Annotated in this window: 16 protein-coding genes; 6 read left to right on the plus strand and 10 right to left on the minus strand. The window is 71.0% G+C overall.

What is annotated here, in order from left to right:
• Window positions 1-4: 4 nt before the first annotated feature.
• On the minus strand, window positions 5-1,003 hold the full coding sequence (locus tag AB0N82_RS02895) for a LacI family DNA-binding transcriptional regulator (RefSeq protein WP_363387897.1): 999 nt from the start codon (window positions 1,001-1,003) through the stop codon (window positions 5-7).
• A 110-nt stretch (window positions 1,004-1,113) separates the two neighbouring features.
• Between AB0N82_RS02895 and hisD the strand changes: the two genes are divergently transcribed.
• From hisD to AB0N82_RS02910, 3 genes are read left to right on the plus strand one after another with little or no spacing between them, the layout of a single operon-like run.
• Window positions 1,114-2,430: a histidinol dehydrogenase gene (gene hisD, locus AB0N82_RS02900; RefSeq protein WP_315993945.1), complete on the plus strand. Its 1,317-nt coding sequence runs from the start codon at window positions 1,114-1,116 to the stop codon at window positions 2,428-2,430.
• The gene (locus AB0N82_RS02905; protein ID WP_363387901.1) at window positions 2,427-3,185 is read left to right on the plus strand and encodes an SDR family oxidoreductase; all 759 of its coding nucleotides are present in this window, start codon (window positions 2,427-2,429) and stop codon (window positions 3,183-3,185) included. Before hisD ends, AB0N82_RS02905 begins: the two co-directional genes overlap by 4 nt.
• Entirely contained in the window at window positions 3,182-3,940 is a 759-nt protein-coding gene (locus AB0N82_RS02910; protein WP_363387905.1) for an aldolase/citrate lyase family protein, read from the plus strand. Before AB0N82_RS02905 ends, AB0N82_RS02910 begins: the two co-directional genes overlap by 4 nt.
• A gap of 461 nt (window positions 3,941-4,401) precedes the next feature.
• Here AB0N82_RS02910 and AB0N82_RS02915 read toward each other — a convergent pair whose 3' ends face one another.
• The 4 genes from AB0N82_RS02915 to AB0N82_RS02930 form a co-directional block, all read right to left on the minus strand.
• The gene (locus tag AB0N82_RS02915; protein WP_363387909.1) at window positions 4,402-5,151 is read right to left on the minus strand and encodes an alpha/beta fold hydrolase; all 750 of its coding nucleotides are present in this window, start codon (window positions 5,149-5,151) and stop codon (window positions 4,402-4,404) included.
• Window positions 5,152-5,153: 2 nt separating this feature from the next.
• Window positions 5,154-6,053 carry a carbohydrate ABC transporter permease gene (locus AB0N82_RS02920; protein ID WP_315993949.1) on the minus strand — a complete coding sequence of 300 codons (900 nt, stop codon included), beginning with the start codon at window positions 6,051-6,053 and terminating at the stop codon, window positions 5,154-5,156.
• The gene (locus AB0N82_RS02925; protein WP_363387914.1) at window positions 6,050-6,922 is read right to left on the minus strand and encodes a sugar ABC transporter permease; all 873 of its coding nucleotides are present in this window, start codon (window positions 6,920-6,922) and stop codon (window positions 6,050-6,052) included. Before AB0N82_RS02925 ends, AB0N82_RS02920 begins: the two co-directional genes overlap by 4 nt.
• A 91-nt stretch (window positions 6,923-7,013) precedes the next feature.
• Window positions 7,014-8,321 (minus strand): extracellular solute-binding protein, encoded by a 1,308-nt coding sequence (locus AB0N82_RS02930; RefSeq protein ID WP_315993951.1) that lies wholly within the window; start codon window positions 8,319-8,321, stop codon window positions 7,014-7,016.
• Window positions 8,322-8,589: 268 nt separating this feature from the next.
• Between AB0N82_RS02930 and AB0N82_RS02935 the strand changes: the two genes are divergently transcribed.
• Window positions 8,590-9,462 carry a neutral zinc metallopeptidase gene (locus AB0N82_RS02935; RefSeq protein WP_363387921.1) on the plus strand — a complete coding sequence of 291 codons (873 nt, stop codon included), beginning with the start codon at window positions 8,590-8,592 and terminating at the stop codon, window positions 9,460-9,462.
• A gap of 136 nt (window positions 9,463-9,598) precedes the next feature.
• On the opposite strand, the gene AB0N82_RS02940 is transcribed toward AB0N82_RS02935, so the two are convergent.
• The 4 genes from AB0N82_RS02940 to AB0N82_RS02955 all read right to left on the minus strand — a co-directional run bounded on the left by AB0N82_RS02940 (window position 9,599) and on the right by AB0N82_RS02955 (window position 12,993).
• A complete protein-coding gene (locus tag AB0N82_RS02940; protein ID WP_315994597.1) occupies window positions 9,599-10,183 on the minus strand; it encodes a copper resistance protein CopC in 585 nt (194 codons plus the stop codon).
• Between the two features lie 2 nt (window positions 10,184-10,185).
• Window positions 10,186-10,932: a YcnI family protein gene (locus tag AB0N82_RS02945; RefSeq protein WP_363387924.1), complete on the minus strand. Its 747-nt coding sequence runs from the start codon at window positions 10,930-10,932 to the stop codon at window positions 10,186-10,188.
• Window positions 10,933-10,998: 66 nt separating this feature from the next.
• Window positions 10,999-11,589, minus strand: a complete 591-nt coding sequence (locus AB0N82_RS02950; RefSeq protein WP_315993954.1) for a hypothetical protein — start codon at window positions 11,587-11,589, stop codon at window positions 10,999-11,001.
• 150 nt (window positions 11,590-11,739) lie between these two features.
• Complete coding sequence (locus tag AB0N82_RS02955; RefSeq protein ID WP_315993955.1) at window positions 11,740-12,993, minus strand: wax ester/triacylglycerol synthase domain-containing protein; 1,254 nt, start codon at window positions 12,991-12,993, stop codon at window positions 11,740-11,742.
• Window positions 12,994-13,172: 179 nt separating this feature from the next.
• Between AB0N82_RS02955 and AB0N82_RS02960 the strand changes: the two genes are divergently transcribed.
• Complete coding sequence (locus tag AB0N82_RS02960; protein ID WP_363387928.1) at window positions 13,173-13,922, plus strand: LysM peptidoglycan-binding domain-containing protein; 750 nt, start codon at window positions 13,173-13,175, stop codon at window positions 13,920-13,922.
• A gap of 47 nt (window positions 13,923-13,969) precedes the next feature.
• Window positions 13,970-14,551 (plus strand): GNAT family protein, encoded by a 582-nt coding sequence (locus AB0N82_RS02965; protein ID WP_363387931.1) that lies wholly within the window; start codon window positions 13,970-13,972, stop codon window positions 14,549-14,551.
• 62 nt (window positions 14,552-14,613) lie between these two features.
• Here AB0N82_RS02965 and AB0N82_RS02970 read toward each other — a convergent pair whose 3' ends face one another.
• Window positions 14,614-15,717, minus strand: a complete 1,104-nt coding sequence (locus AB0N82_RS02970) for a VanZ family protein (RefSeq protein WP_363387934.1) — start codon at window positions 15,715-15,717, stop codon at window positions 14,614-14,616.
• Between the last annotated feature and the right edge of the window lie 16 nt (window positions 15,718-15,733).

Consider the following 15,733-nt stretch of genomic DNA (forward strand, 5'->3'; position numbering starts at 1 on the left):
AGGGTCAGCGCGTGACGGCGGCGGCGAGCGTGCGGCGCTCGATGAAGGTCGTCGCGAACTCCACGTGGGCGTACTCCTGCGGGCGCTCCTCGATGCGGCGCACCATGAGGCGTCCCGCCTCGCGCGCCATCTGCACGTAGTCGTAGGCGATGGTTGAGAGCTCGATGATGGGCCAGGATGCCGGGGGCAGGTCGTCGAAACCGATGATCGAGACGCCGTCGGGCACCGGCACACCCGCCCGCCGGGCGGCGTTGAGCGCCCCGTAGGCCATGACGTCGTTGCCGCAGAAGATGAGGGTGGGAGCACCCTCGAGCGCCAGCAGCTCCGCGGTCGCGGCGTCGCCCGCGTCGGTGTCGAACGGTCCGTGGCGCACGAGATCGGCGTCCAGTGAGACTCCGCGGTCGGCGAGGGCTGCGCGCAAGGCGCGCTCGCGGGAACGGCCCGTGCTGGTGTTCTGCGGCCCCAGCACCGCCCCGATGCGCCGATGCCCGAGGGCGAGGCCGCGATCGACGGCATCCTGCAATCCGACGGAGGGGGCGACGACCGTGGCATCCGCGTCGACGAGCGCCGCCGTGCGGTTGAAGTACACGAAGGGCAGACCCCTGTCGCGCAGGCGCAGCGGCACGACCGATTCCACCGTGGTCGTGGCGAGGATGACGCCGTCCAGGCCGTTGGCGATGAGACGCTCCGCCACCGACTCGTCGGTGGTCTCGGTGTGCAGCACCAGTTGATAGCCGTGGGTCTCGAGCTCGCGGTGGAGGGGGGCGATGATGTGCGAATAGAACTGGTTGTCGAGGTCGGTCACGAGCAGGCCGATGCGGCGCGTCCGCCCCGACGACAGCGCGCGCCCCGCCTCGCTGGGCACGTATCCCAGGAGCGCGGCGGCGTCGCGGACGCGCTTCTTGGTGTCTTCCGACACGCGGGGGTCGTCGCGCAGAGCGCGGGAGACGGTGGGCTGCGAGACGCCGGCCAGTCGAGCGACGTCTCTGCTCGTGATGGCCATGGATCCCCCCTGGCGGCTCAGTGCTGAGGGTCGAAGTCTAGCGAAAGGTTGACCCCGCGTGCATACGCAGTCATGATGTGAGCATACGTATGCAACGAGAGGATGCGAAGATGCCCCTTTACCTGAAGAAGGCGCCCACGAAGTCGTTCACCGACACCGCGCAGAGCGACGTCGCCGCCCGGGTGGGAACGATCATCGACGACATCCGCACGCAGGGAGACGACGCGGTGCGCCGGTACGCGGCGCAGTTCGATCGGTGGGAGCAGCCCTTCCGCCTCGACGACGCGCGCGTCGCGGAGATCATGGCCACCCTCGACCCCCAGGTGATCGAGGACATCCGCTTCGTCCAGGAGCAGGTGCGCACGTTCGCGCAGGCACAGCGCGACTCGCTCGTCGACATCGAGGTCGAGACCCTGCCCGGCGTGCACCTCGGGCAGAAGCACGTTCCCGTGCGGGCCGCCGGCGCCTACATCCCGGGCGGCAAATATCCCCTCACGGCATCCGCGCACATGACGATCATCACGGCCAAGGTGGCCGGCGTCCCGCGCGTCGTCGCGTGCACCCCGCCGATCCGCGGCGAGATCCCCGCGGCGACGGTCGCGGCGATGAAGCTCGCCGGAGCCGACGAGATCTACATCCTCGGCGGGGTCCAGGCCGTCACGGCCATGGCGGTGGGCACCGAGACGATCGCCCCCGTCAACCTGATCGCCGGACCCGGCAACGCCTACGTCGCCGAGGCGAAGCGGCAGCTGTTCGGCGAGGTGGGCATCGACCTCTTCGCGGGCCCGACCGAGATCCTCATCGTCGCCGACGACGACGCCGATCCGTTCCTGACCGCCGTCGACCTGCTCTCGCAAGCGGAGCACGGGCCCGAATCGCCGGCCGTGCTCATCACGACCTCGCGGGCCCTCGGCGAACGCGTGATGGAGCTGGTGGAGGAGATCCTGCCCGGCATGTCCACGCGCGACTACGCCGAGCCCGCGTGGCGCGACTGGGGCCAGGTGATCGTGGTCGACGATCTCGAGGAGGCATACGCCCTCGCCGACTCGTTCGCCTTCGAGCACGTGCAGATCTTCACGCGCGAGCCCCGCGCCGCGCTCGAGAAGATGCACGACTACGGGGCGCTGTTCCTCGGCGAGAACACCTGCGTCTCGTACGGCGACAAGGTCATCGGCACCAATCACGTGCTTCCGACGCTCGGCGCCGCCCGCTACACCGGCGGCCTCTGGGTGGGCAAGTACCTGCGCACGATCACGTACCAGGAGATCACCGACCCCGCGTCCTCCGCGATGCTCGGCGAGGTCTGCGGCCGCGCTGCGCGCGTCGAGCTCTTCGAGGGTCACGCCCGCTCCGGCGACGCGCGCGCCTGGCGCCACGGCGACGCGACCTTCCCCTGGATCGAGCAGAGCACGGCGGGAGCGCGATGACCGATCTGACCGGACGCACCGCGCTGGTCACGGGAGGAGGCAGCGGTCTCGGAGCGGCGATCGCCCACGCCCTGTCGACCGCCGGGGCCGACCTCGTCGTCGTGGGGCGCCGGCGCGACGCGCTCGACGCCGTCGCGGATCGGCTGCCGGGATCGGCGCGCGCGCTCGTCTGCGACGTCGCCGACGAGCACTCCGTGGCTCTTCTGAGCGAGGCGCTCGCCGGCACCGAGGTCTCGATCCTCGTCAACAACGCCGGCATCGCGGGCCCGGTGGCCGCCCTCACCGACATCGGCGTCGACGAATGGGACGAGGTCTTCGCGGTCAACGTGCGCGGGACCTTTCTCATGTGCCGCGCGTTCCTGCCCGCGATGGTCGCGCGAGGAGCCGGCGACGTCGTCAATCTCGCCTCCGTCTCGGGCAAGAGGCCCCTCGCGCACCGCACGCCCTACACCGCGTCGAAGATGGCGGTCCTCGGCCTCACGGCCACGCTGGCCTTCGAGGTCGGCCCCGCGGGGGTCAGCGTCAACACGCTGTCGCCGGGGCCGGTCGAGGGGGAGCGCATGGCCCGCAACTTCCGACGCGAAGCCGAGCGCTCGGGCGGCACCGCCGCCGAAGCCGAGGCCGCGTTCGTCTCGCGCGCAGCACTCGGGCGCATGGTGACGGAGGCCGAGGTCGGAGCGGCGGTCGTGGCCATGCTGGCGATGCCGGGCATGTGCGGCGCCGACGTCGATCTCTCCGCGGGGATGATCGCGTGAACCCGCCGAGCCGACCGGTCTCGCTCCGCGCGCGTGCCGAGTCCGGGGAACGGCTCATCGGTGCACTGCTGCGCATGCCCGCCGAAGAGTTGACCGAGATGCTCGCCGTCGCCGGGTTCGACTTCGTTCTGATCGACGCGGAGCACGGCCCCGCCGACGTCATCGCGCTGCGTCAGCACATCGCGGTCGCGACGATGCACGGCGTGCCCGTGATCGTCCGCGTCGGCGAGGACGACCCCGGCGCGATCCTGCGCGTGCTCGACCAAGGCGCACAAGGCGTGCTGGTGCCGCACATCGACGACGCGGCCGCGGCGGCAGCCGTGGTCGCGGCCGCTCACTACCCGCCCGTCGGCACGCGCGGCTTCGCGACCTACAGCCGGGCCGGACGCTTCGGCGAAACGGCGCCCGAAGACCACCGCGACTGGTACCTGCGCAACACCCTCGTGCTCGGGATGATCGAGTCGCCCGCAGGGGTCTCCGCTGCCGCCGCCATCGCCGCCGCGCCCGGCCTCGACGGGATCATGATCGGGCCGGCCGACCTCGCGGCATCCACGGGCCCGGACGACCTCCCCCTCCCCGAGGCGACCGCAGTCGTGAACCGCGCGGTGGCGGCGGCGGGCAAGATGCGCATGGACATCGTCGGCACCCCCGCCGCCGCGGCGGCGGCCTTCGACGACGGAGCGAGGCTCGTGGTCTACAACCTCGCGTCATCGCTCATGACGCACCTCCGCGGCCTTCGGGCGGCTGTCGATTGAGTTCGCCTGAGCCCCCGGCCCGCCCCTCTCACCCCTGACCATCTGCGGCGAACGCGCCTCCCGCGGCCAGTTGCCCCGGGTTGTCGCCCCGCACGCCGGGAGAGACCATCTGCGGCGAACGCGCCTCCCGCGCCCGGCGTCAGTTGCCCCGCGTGGTCGCCCCGCGCGCCGGGGAGAGACCATCTGCGGCGAACGCGCCCATCGCGGCCAGTTGCCCCGGGTTGTCGCCCCGCACAGCCGGGAGAGACCATCTGCGGCAAACGCGCCTCCCGCGCCCGGCGTCAGTTGCCCCGCGTGGTCGCCCCGCGCGCCGGGGAGAGACCATCTGCGGCAAAGGAACCCTCCCCCAGGGCGGGGCTCATCGACGAGACGCGCCCGGGTCGGATCGATGATGGCGAGGAGCCCGCGCGACATCCGAGACGGTACCTGAGCGCCCGGCCGCGCGCCGCCGGCTGCCGGCGTCAGAGCGGACCGTGGCTCGCTCCGGTGCGACCCGAGCGTGCCGATGCACCGCGCGGCACGGCATCCGTCCCGGCCCGCCACGCGCGCACGAGGGCGCCGAATTCGGACGGTCGCTCGAGCGGCACGAGGTGCCCCGCCTCGAGCCGCTTCTGACGCGCACCCGTCAGCGCCGCGGCGATCTCGTCGTGGAAATCCGGTGGGCACAGCGCGTCGTCCGCCCCCGCGACGACGAGCGTCGGCACGGCGGTGGAACGCAGATGCGGCAGGAGGTCCACGCGGCTCCCCTGCAGGCGCAGCTGCGCTTCGAGCACCCGGGACGGAGTCTCCTCCCCCATGCGTATCGTCCGCTCGACGAGGTCGGGGCGGGTCTCGCGCGCACTCGCCGACAGCAGGACGGGCAGGATGCCGGCTTGCAGTGCGGCGGGCGACTCCCCCGCGGACAGCCGGTCGAGCCACACCGCCCATCCCTCGCGCTGCCGCGGGGTGGGCGCCTTCGCGTTGGCCGCCGTGACGCACAGGCCGACGACGCGCTCGGGCGCGCGCACCGCCAGCGCCATCGCGACGATCGCGCCGAGCGAGAGGCCGCCGATCACGAACCGTCCGGGCAGCGTCCGCAGAAGCCGGTCGACCTGGGCGTCGAGGTCGTCGGCATCCACCGCCGGGGTGAGGGCGTCGTCAAGACCGCACCCCGTCCACAGGTCGGTCGTGCAGTTCATCCCCGCCAGCAGGACGAGGGGCGCAGCCGACACCCTCAGCCCTTGACGGCGCCGTCGCTCAGACCCGCCACGAGGTACTTCTGCGCGATGAAGGCGATGACGACGACGGGGATCGTCAGCAGCATCGACGCCGCGCCCGCCTGCTGGAGCATCGGCAGCGTCTGACCGAGCTGCGTGGCGATGAAGACGGGGACCGTCTTCGATGAGGTGTCGGTGAGCACCAGCGCCGTCAGATACTCCTGGAACGCGAAGAGGAAGACGAAGATGCCGGCAGTCAGGATGCCGGGTCCCATCAGCGGGATCATGACCCGGCGCAGCATGCCGATGCGGGTGCAGCCGTCGATCATGGCCGCCTCGTCCAGCTCACGGGGGATCTCGGCGAAGAAGTTGCGCAGCAGCCAGATCGTGAACGGTTGATTGATCGCGACGAGGGCGATGGCCAGCGCGAAGGTGGTGTCGTAGATCCCGAGCGCACGGCTGATGTCGTACATCGGCAGCACCACGGCGAAGCGCGGCAGGGCCCGGAAGATCAGGGCCAGCACGAGCAGGAGGGCCGAGATGTAGCTGGGGAACCGCGAGAGCGCATACGCAGCGGGGATGCCGATGACGAGGGCGATCAACGTGGAGATCACCGCCACCGAGAGGGTGTTGACGAGATAGTCGGCGAAATAGGTGGTCTCCCAGAGGTCGACGAACGCCTTCAGCGTCGGCTCGTAGCCCGACAGGACGGGCGGGTTGGCGAAGGCGACGTCGGTCGGCTTCGTCACCGACAGCGTCATCCAGATGAACGGGCTGAGCATGAGGAAGCACAGGATGCCGAGCAGCAACCCCGTGACACCTCGGATGCGGCGCCGCGGCCGCGGCCGTCGGTTCTTGCCCTCGATGTCGCCGGTGGTGATCGCGCGCGTGGAGAGCGCTTCGGTGCGGAGGGTCATCGGGCCGCCTTCGCTTCCTTGAAGATGCCCCGGATGAAGGGGATGAGCATGACCAGGATCAGCAGGATGGTCAGGACGTTGATGGCGCTGCCGAGACCGAGCTCCTGTGCGCCGTTGGCGAAGGCCACGGAATAGACGTAGAGCATGATCGACTCGTTGCCGATCGTCTCCGCCTGCGGCGACAAGGGGATCAGGGCGTCGAAGATGCGCAGCACATCCATGATCGTGATGAGGCAGACGAAGCCCAGCACTCCGCGGATGGTGGGGATGATGACCTGCAGGTGCGTCTGGAACGCGTTCGCCCCGTCGATCCGGGCGGCCTCCCGCAACTCGACCGGCACTCCCTGCAGACCGGCGAGGATGATGAGCATCGCGAACGGCAGCATCTGCCACACGGTGTTCAGAATGACGAGCAGGGCGTTGGGCACCTGATCGGTGAACCAGAGCACCTGCGTTCCGCCGAGGAAGCCGATCAATCGATTGACCACGCCTCCGAAGTTGTCGTCGAACAGCCACGAGAAGGCGACGGCGCCGACGAGATTGGGCAGCACGTACGACACGAGCATGATGCCGAGGACCAGCGGTCGCGACAGGCGGAGGGTGTTGACCGCGATGGCGATCAGATACCCGAAGACGAGCAGGATGGCGGTGGTGACCACCGTCACGGCGATGGTGAAGACGACGGCCCGATGGAATCGCGGATCGCTCAGGGCGTCGGTGAAGTTCGCGAGACCGACGAAGGTCCCCGGGACGCCGTACCGGACGTTCTCGAAGCTCCACTGCACGGTACGCAGAAGGGGGAACACGAGCAGAGCGCTCATGATGGCCAGGCTGGGGGCGAACAACACCCAGAACTCGCGTGCTTTCACGGGACGACTCCTCTCAGTGGGGCGCCGGCCCGGTCGTCGTCGACCGGGCCGGGCCCACCTGTTCACCGGTGGATGCGGGCGATGGCGGGCGTCAGCCCGCGATCTTCTCCCCCGCTGCCTGCATCTGCGCCGTCGCCTCGTCGACCGACAGGCCGCCGGCGAGGAACTGCGCCACGATCGGCGTGATCTCGTTGCTGATCGGGGCCAGCACCGGCGAGACCACGGGCGGCATGGCACCCGCGATGGAGTCGTTGGCAGCCTGCCCGTAGGGCGAGTTGTCGGCGGTGACCATGCCCTCGCGAGCGGGGTAGGCCGCCGGGACCGAGGCCTTCGACGCGTCCTCGCTGACGGCGGAGGCCATCATCTCGAACAGCATCTTGTGGTCGAGCTTGGTGTTGAACGGGATCGACCATCCGTCGATCGAGAGGCGGTCGTACAGGTACGGCGCCGACGTCGAGACCTTCGGCGGTGCCGCGAAGCCGAAGTTCTCGGACAGCTTGCTGTTCTCCGACTTGGTCAGATCGCTCATGCGCCCCGAGAACATGATCGACATCGCCGCGGTGTCGTTGTACATCTGCTGCTGCACCTTCGGCTGGTCGAAGGTGGTCACCTGCGGGTCCATGTAGGGCTGCAGGCTCTGCATGGCCTGGAGCGCCTCCTTGGCCTCCGGGGTGTCGAGGGTGACCGTGCCGTTCGCGTCGACGAAGTCGCCGCCGAGCGAGTTCATGACGGCTTGGAAGCTCGTCGTCACGTCGGCGGTGGCGAGCCACGGCAGCGCGATCGGGTACTGCATCTTGCCCGAGGCCTTGATGGCCTCGGCAGCGCTGATCATGTCATCGAAGGTCTGGGGGACCTCGAGGCCGAGCTCGTCGAAGACGTCGGTGCGGTAGGCCATGACGAACATCTGCGCCTGCATGGGCAGGGCGTAGAGCTTGCCGTCGTACGACATGCCCTGACGCATCGACTCGCTGATCGCGTTCAGGTCGTACTTGTCGGCGAATTCGGCGAACAGATCGTCGAGGGGGACGAGCTTGTCGTCGACGGCGAGGCTCGGGATGACGAAGCCGTAGGTCTCGACGATGTCGTAGCTGCCGGTGTCCCCCGACAGGGTGGCCGTGGTCTTCGTGACCTGGCCGCCGAAGTCGATCGGGTCGTGCTTGACCGTGACATCATCTTTCGTGCAGCTGGAGACCATCGTGTCGGTGAACGGATCGATGGCGGAGGAGTTGTAGGCGAGCACGTTGACCGTGGTCGCGGATTCGGGGGCGGTGTAGTCGCAGGTGACCTCGGTGGCATTCGCGTTCCCCGTGCGGCTACCCGCGCCGCATCCGGAGAGGGCGAGTGCACCCACGGCCGCGACGGCGGCGAGGGCGATAGCGCGCTTCTTGGTGGATGACATGGCCAAACCGTATACGTATGCATAGCGCTTAGGGAAGCCTAAGCGTTCACATCGGACGGTAACGATCGTGTTTCGTGAATACGTATGAGCATGGGCGGCGGCGCGGCCCGGGGCGCAAGACAAGAAGATGGGGCATCCGGTCTCATCGACACGTTGGGCACGCCAGGTCGGCGCCCGGCGCCGGGGCGCTCACGGAGGTGTGCTCCCACTCGGCGGTGAGAAGTCCAGCCCCGTGTTCGCGGCTGTCGGCGCGCGTACCGTGAACGCCGTGACGTTCAACGACAATGCCCGCGTCGGCGGGAACTCGGCCAAGCGGCGCGGCGGAACGGTCGCGGCCGTCGGCGGCGGCGCGGTGGGACTCGGTGCGATCGTGGTGTTCCTGATCTCGGCGTTCACCGGCACCGACCTGTCGGGGCTCCTCGGCGGCGGCGCCCCCGTCGCGCCCCAGGGCGGCGGTGAGGCGATCGCCAACTGTTCGACGGGACAGGATGCCAACAACGACGACACGTGCCGCCTCGCGGCGGCGACCCTCAGCATCGATCAGTTCTGGCAGGAGCGCCTCGACGGGTACCGGGAGCCGCAGCTGATCATCGTCGACCGGGCGACGTCGAGCTCGTGCGGGACGGCGTCGAACGCGACGGGACCGTTCTACTGCCCGCCGGATGAGACCGTGTACGTCGATCCGACGTTCTTCTCCATCCTGCGGGAGCAGTACGACACCACCGCCGGTCCCCTCGCCCAGCTCTACGTGCTCGCCCACGAATACGGCCACCACGTGCAGAACCTCACCGGGGTGATGCAGGAGTACCCGAACAACGGCACGGGCCCCGACAGCAACGGCGTGCGCACCGAACTGCAGGCCGACTGCTACGCCGGCGCCTGGGTCGCCGCGGCCGGCGAGCAGGTCGATGAGAACGGCACGCCGTATCTGCAGCCCCCGACCGAGCAGCAGATCACCGATGCGCTCTCGGCGGCGGCCGCGGTGGGCGACGATCACATCCAGGCCGAGGCGGGCCAGGTCACCAACCCCGAGAGCTTCACGCACGGCTCCAGCGAGCAGCGGACGCGGTGGTTCGACGCGGGCCGCCGGGGCGGTGTGAACGCCTGCGACACCTTCTCGGTGGCGGGCTCGAGCCTGTAGTCCGGGCCCCGGCGTCCGGCGTCGGGCGCCACGGAGCCGCCGTCCCGGCATCCGGATGCCGTCGTCCGCAGGACTTCACCCCGGCACGAGCCGCCCGCCGCGGACGTGGACGTCCGACGGCGGGCGGTCCGAGGACTCAGTCCTCGCGGCTGCGGGTGCGGAGGATGATGACGATGAGGATGCCGACGACCACCACGGCACCGCCGCCCGCGAGCAGTCCGATGGTGAGGCCGGACATCCCTGCCGGCGACGCCGCATCCGTCTCCGGTGCGGCCTCCCCCGCGCCGACGGCGGCGGCGCAGGGCGACTGCTCCGAGCCGTCGGACGCGCTCTCGCCCGTCCAGGTGAACGGGATGACGCCCGACACCGGATGACCGTCGGACGACACCGCGCGCCACTCGACCTGATAGTCGCCGGGTGCCCCGAGCGCGACGGCGGTCGTCAGTGTGGGACCGGCGAGAGCAGCGCACTCGCTCTCGTAGTGCCGGCCGTCGGGTCCCACCACGATGACGAGGTTCCCCCCGTCGGCGCCGAGCAGGTTGGCACTGAAGTCGAGGGTGACCTCCGACAGGCTCGAGACGCTGTCGCCCTCCGCGGGAGACGACGAGACGAGGCTGTCGTGCGCGGATGCGGCCGTGGCCCCGCCGAAGGCGGCGGTCATCGCCGCAGCGATCACCGCCGCCCCGGCGAGTGCGCGGCGAAGCGCGGTGCGGGAGCGCATGCTCACGCGCGCTTCGGACGACGCGCGAAGGCGAGGGCGCCGAGAACGGCACCGGCCGCGGCGACCACGAGGGCCGCGATGCTGAGCCCCAGCGCGACGCCCGACGAGGAGTCGCTCGTCGTGGCGCTCGCCTCGCTGGAGTGGTCGTCCGTGGCGGAGGCCGCCGTCGTCGACGTCCCGTGGCTGTGCTCCCCGGTCGGCGGAGCGTCGTTGATGTAGAGCACCGGCGCGGGCTCGAGCGTGTCGTCGGCTGCGACCTGGTCGGGCGTCGCCGCCCACTCCACGACCTCCCCGTCGGAGTAGGTCTGCGTCGCCGGCAGCAGCAGGTGCCCGGTGTCGGGCACCGGCCCGAGCACGGCCGAGAAGATCTGGAACTGGTCCTGGCCGATGCCGACGCCCGGGTCGGCCTGCCAGACGATCTTCAGTGCGGCATCCGAGATGGTGTTGCCGTCGACCTCGACGGGGGCGGGGAGGGCGCCCTTCTCGACCGTGGCGGTCCACCCGGTCACCGGCTCGACGAGCACGGAACTGAGCGGGGTGTCGGTGGGCAGGGCGACCTCGACCTTGACGGTGGATGCCGTCTCGGACTCGGTCGGGACGCGGAAGTTCACCGTGGCGTAGCTGCCCGGCGTCGCGGTGTTCGGGTTGACGGTGACGTGCGCGGACGCCGCGAGCGGTGCGCCGATGGCGAGGACGGCGCCGGCGGCGAGGCCCGCGAGGGTACGACGAAGGATGGTCTTGCGAGACATGGGTGCTGCTTTCTGCGAATGGGCGCGCCGATCAGACGGACGCGCCGCGAAGGAGGGTGTCGGAGGTCACGCCGCGCGCGGCGGACCCCGATGCCTCATCGGCGACAGCACCGTCATCGCCGTCGTCAGCAGCAGTGGTTCGGGTGCCGTGCGGACGGCATCCGTGCGCGCCGCCGGCCCGCGGAACGGGCGCAGCCGCAGAAGCACCGCGACGAAGAAGCGCGCGATCGCCCGCACCGCCCGCTCGCCGCGACCGAGGGCCAGGATCGTGACCGCCGCCGCGAACGCGTGCGCGACCCACATCCAGGGCGAATGCGCGGCGTGCGCAGGCCCCGTGGCGGCAGCATCCAGCAGAAGCGGCGCGGCACCGTGGTGCGACATCGGCCCCGCGCCGCTCCCGCTCAGATCGAGCGCCAGGATGCCGTGGAACAGCGCCTGGCTCAGCACGACCGCGAGCGAGAGGCGCCACCACGACGCCGTGCGCCCCGCCAGCAGCACGCAGACGGGGGCGGCGAGGCACAGCGCGAGGACGGCGTTGAGCGTGGGAGGGAGCTCCGCCCCGACGGAGGCGTGCGAGACGGTCGCGATGAAGGTCGCGACGGCCGCCGCGGCGACACCGCGGCCCACGCGTTGCGCGCGCCCTGCTCTCGACGACATCCGACCCTCCGCGTCCAGCCTAGGCGGCGCGGCCGGTGCCGGCGCGTGCGGTGTCACGGCATCGAAACGGGTGCCGTCCCGGCATCGAGCGGGGCCGGGACGCGACACGTGAACGCCGGATGGCGGGGCGGGGTCGCGACCGCGACCGATTCACTCGGTCCCGGCGCGCAGCGCCTCCCACGCGTCGTGCGCGGCGTCCGCGAGCTCGTCGACGTCGGGCACCGCGGCGGGGTCGACGCAGAAGCCGACGCCCAGCCAGCGGTCGTTGGAGATCGCCGCGACGCGCAGCGCGTGGCGGGGGCCCGGCTCCGACGACGTGTAGACGTGTCCGACGCGGCGCCCGGCGACGGCCACCGCGACGCGGGGACCGGGCACGTTCGAGATGGCGAGCGCGAATTCGCGTGGGTCGTCGGCGAGGCCGCGCACGTACGTTCCGAGGGGCCCCGCCGACGCGAGCGCGTGGAACAGTTCGTCGAGCGCCCGGGCATCGCGTCCGTTCTTGCGTGCGCGCATCTGCGCGCTCAGCAGGTCGAGTCGGCGCAGGTCGTCGGGCTCGTGCAGGTGCAGGCCCACGTCGACGAAGGAGTCGCGATTGCCGGATGCCGCGGCATCCTCCCCCTTCTCGTGCAGGCTCACGGGCACCTGGGCGTTCACGCGCGGCGTGTGGCCGTGGTGGAGGAGCCGTCGGCGCAGCGCCCCCGCGATCACGGCGAGGAGTACGTCGTTGACGGTCGCGTGCGCGGCGCGAGACGCACCGACCGCCCGCGCCTCGGCGAGGGGCACGTCGACGAACGCCAGGGCACGGCGTGCGGTGAGAGGGCGGTCGAACGGCGAATGCGATCCCGGGTGGCCGAGCTCGCGGGCGACGGTCAGCGGCATCCGCTCCCATTCGCTCCAGCGCGTCGGGCGCGCCGCGGGATCGCGGATGCCGACCTCGTGGGCCGGGGCGTCGTGCGGCTCGAAGACCACCGCCTCGAGGAAGCGCACGGCCGTCAGTCCGTCGGCGAGCGCGTGATGCAGGCGCACGGCCACGGCCTCGCGCCCGTCGGCGAGCGGCCCGATGAGGTCGATCGTCCACAACGGCCGCGACCGGTCGAGGGGTTCCGACATGAGCCGCCCGACGACCGCGCGCAGGCCCGCCGGGTCGCCCGCGGCAAAGCGGCGGACGTGGTGCGCGACCTCGACCTCGGCCGCGTCGACCCACGCGGGTCCTTCGCCGTCGTCGACCACGACCTGACGGCCGCGCGGGAAGGCACCCAGGCGTTCGGCGACGCTCGCGCGCACGGCCTCGAGGTCGAGGGACGGGCCCGGCTCGAGCACGAGCAGCTTCAGGGCGTGCCCGCGCACCACGTCGGACTCCAGCGCCAGGATGCGCGCGTCCGCCGGCGACAGCGGCTCTCTCATGGGGTCACGGTAGCGCGGCGGGTGGCGCAGCGCGGTTCTTCTCCCGACCGAGACGCCTCGGGGGTGGCGACACGCATCCCTCCGGTCGTCGCCAGGCAGGGGACACCGCCTCTGCGAGGGTGCGGCCCGCGTCCGCAGAATCGCCGGCATCCGCGAAGGCACCCCCGTAGGGTGAGCGCATGAAGAAGGCAGCAGCGATCGCGAGCGGGGTGTCGATCGTCGTCGTCGGCGGGCTCTTCGCGCTCGCCGCTCCCGCCGTGTCGGCCGCTTTCACGCACGTGACGTCGATCGGTGCGGCCGTGCCCGCTCCCTCCCCGACCGAGACCGCGGCATCCGGCGCGGGAGAGACGGACGCGACCGGGCTCGGCGAGGGCTACGTGGACGTCGGCAACGGCCTCATGATCCGGCGGAACGACCCCGAAGGGTGCGATATCCCGCGGTGGATCCATTTCGGCAGGATGAGCGCGAGCCTGAACGACGACCTGATCGACCGAGGCCCGCGCGAGCTCGCCGCCGGTCCGGTGGGGGTGGACGACGACGGTGTCGTCATGACCTACACCGTCGAACCGGGCAACTCGCTCTACGCGATCGGCGATCGTTTCTGCATCGCCAACCCGCTGAGCATCGCCGACCTCAACCACACGCGCGTGATCCAGCCCGGAGACGTGCTGCTCCTGCATCCCGATGGATCGCTTCCGTGGATCCCGTACTTCAGTCCCCCCGATGCCCCCGGGGGCTACCAGCAGATCCCCTATCAGCGCGCCATCGAGGCGATGCGTGTCGCCGCCCATGCCGATGATCTCGACGAAATGCGCTCGATCTTCCGGGACGATTTGGCGGGCCTGTTCCCCTCGGCCGACGACGCGGACGTGATCGCCCGCGCTCTCGACGCCGGAGATCTCGCCGCGCTGCGGCAGATGTTCGCCTGAGGCCCTTTCCTCTGGGTCTGTTGGCGACGCCCCGTTACGGTCGATGGATGGACGACCTCCGCGACACCTCCTCCGCGCTCGCCTACGGTGCCGACCTGCTCCGTGGCGAATGCGTCCGCCTGCGGGCGACCACCGACGCCGATCTCGACGCCCTCGTGGACTGGTGGCGCCGCGACGACGCGGCGGTCCTGCAGCAGGGCGGCGTGCAGCATCGGCCCGTCGCATCCGTGCGGGAGATGTTCCAGGCATGGAGCCGCAATGACTCCCCCGGCGGCGCGGGTTACAGCATCGACGACGAGGAGGGGCGCCTCATCGGCCACGCGACGCTGTGGGGAGGAAACCTGCCCGCGCGTGTCGCGACGTTCGCGATCATCATCGGCCCCGACGCGGTCGGCCGCGGCTACGGCACGGATGCCACCCGCACGATGCTCCGCTACGGCTTCGACGAGCTGGGCCTGCACAAGGTTGAACTGCGGGTCTGGGCCTTCAACACGCGAGCCCTTCGCGCCTACGAGAAGGCCGGATTCGTGCGTGAGGGCGTGCGCCGCGCCGTGGCGTTCCACGGGGGTCGCTTCCACGACGAGGTGCTCATGGGCGTGCTGGCCGAGGAGTTCGCCGCGAACCGGTGACGTCCACCCGGGCCGTCAGATCCGGGGCTGGAACGCGCTATGACGGATGGCGATCTTCGCCGTCACTCGAGGGTGCCACGGGCCGACGACGACGCGTCGACCGACGGACTCACCACTCCCGCCCGGTCGTCGACCAGGCGGCGGCGCCCGATCCACCCGGTGAGACCCCGCCCGTCACGCCAGACGACGAGGAGCGCCCCGGTCGCGAGCGCGAGCACGAAGGCCGTCAGCGACCACGGCGCGGGCAGCCCCGCGAGCACGGCGTACGCTCCAGCCCCGGTGAGGAAGCGCAGCGGTCGCGCCACCCACGCCGGCAGCACACCGTTCGTGAACCGCACGCGCGTGGCGAGGTCGCCGATCGACCTCCCCGTCGTCAGGACCACGACCAGCCACAGGCCGGCCGAGGCCAGCGTCCCCGCGAGCGAGGCCACCTCGTCGGTCGAGAAGGTCGCGGCATCCCCCAGGGTGAGGGCGATCACCGCCTGCACGGCCACCGAGACGGCGAAGCCCACGAGCCACACGCCCACCACGTCGCACACGATGCCGAGCAACCGACGGCGACGTGTGACCGGGCGGGGCTGCTCGACATCCGGGCTCTTCTGCACTCCCCGGTGCTGCGCGGGCACCGCGAACGCGAGCACCGACCCGAGGAGCGCTCCCGAGGTGTTGGCGATCAGATCGTCGACGTCGAAGACGCGGTAGGCGCACGGGAAGATCCCCCAGACGCCGGTGAGCTGCGTGGTCTCGATGACCCCCGAGACGACCAGGCCCGCGACTCCGGCGATCAGGATGCCGCGTCCGCCGAGCACCCGCAGGAAGAAGCCGAGCGGGAGGAAGAGCAGCACGTTCAACGCCACCTGCAGCACGACGGGGTCGGTGAGGTAGCGGCCCGAGACGGCGACCGCCGCGCGGATCTCGTCGACGAATTCGAAGGGGCGGAGGTTCACCCCCGCGCAGCGGTAGGCGTCGCCGTCGGGCAGGGGGATGAGCGTGTACGTCCAGATCGCCCAGAAGTACACGGCGGCGCCCGCCCACAGCAGGGTGCGCCACAGCGTCAATCCCCCGCGACGGCGATAGCTGACCGCGACGAACGGCACGAACGCCAGCACCGCGACCACCGCACCCGCGAAGACGGCGAGCAGCCCCGATCCGACGATGTTGTGCACCCCGCGAGCTTAGGGG

The organism is Microbacterium sp. NPDC089186 (assembly GCF_040685115.1).
Classification (GTDB): Bacteria; Actinomycetota; Actinomycetes; order Actinomycetales; family Microbacteriaceae; genus Microbacterium; species Microbacterium galbum.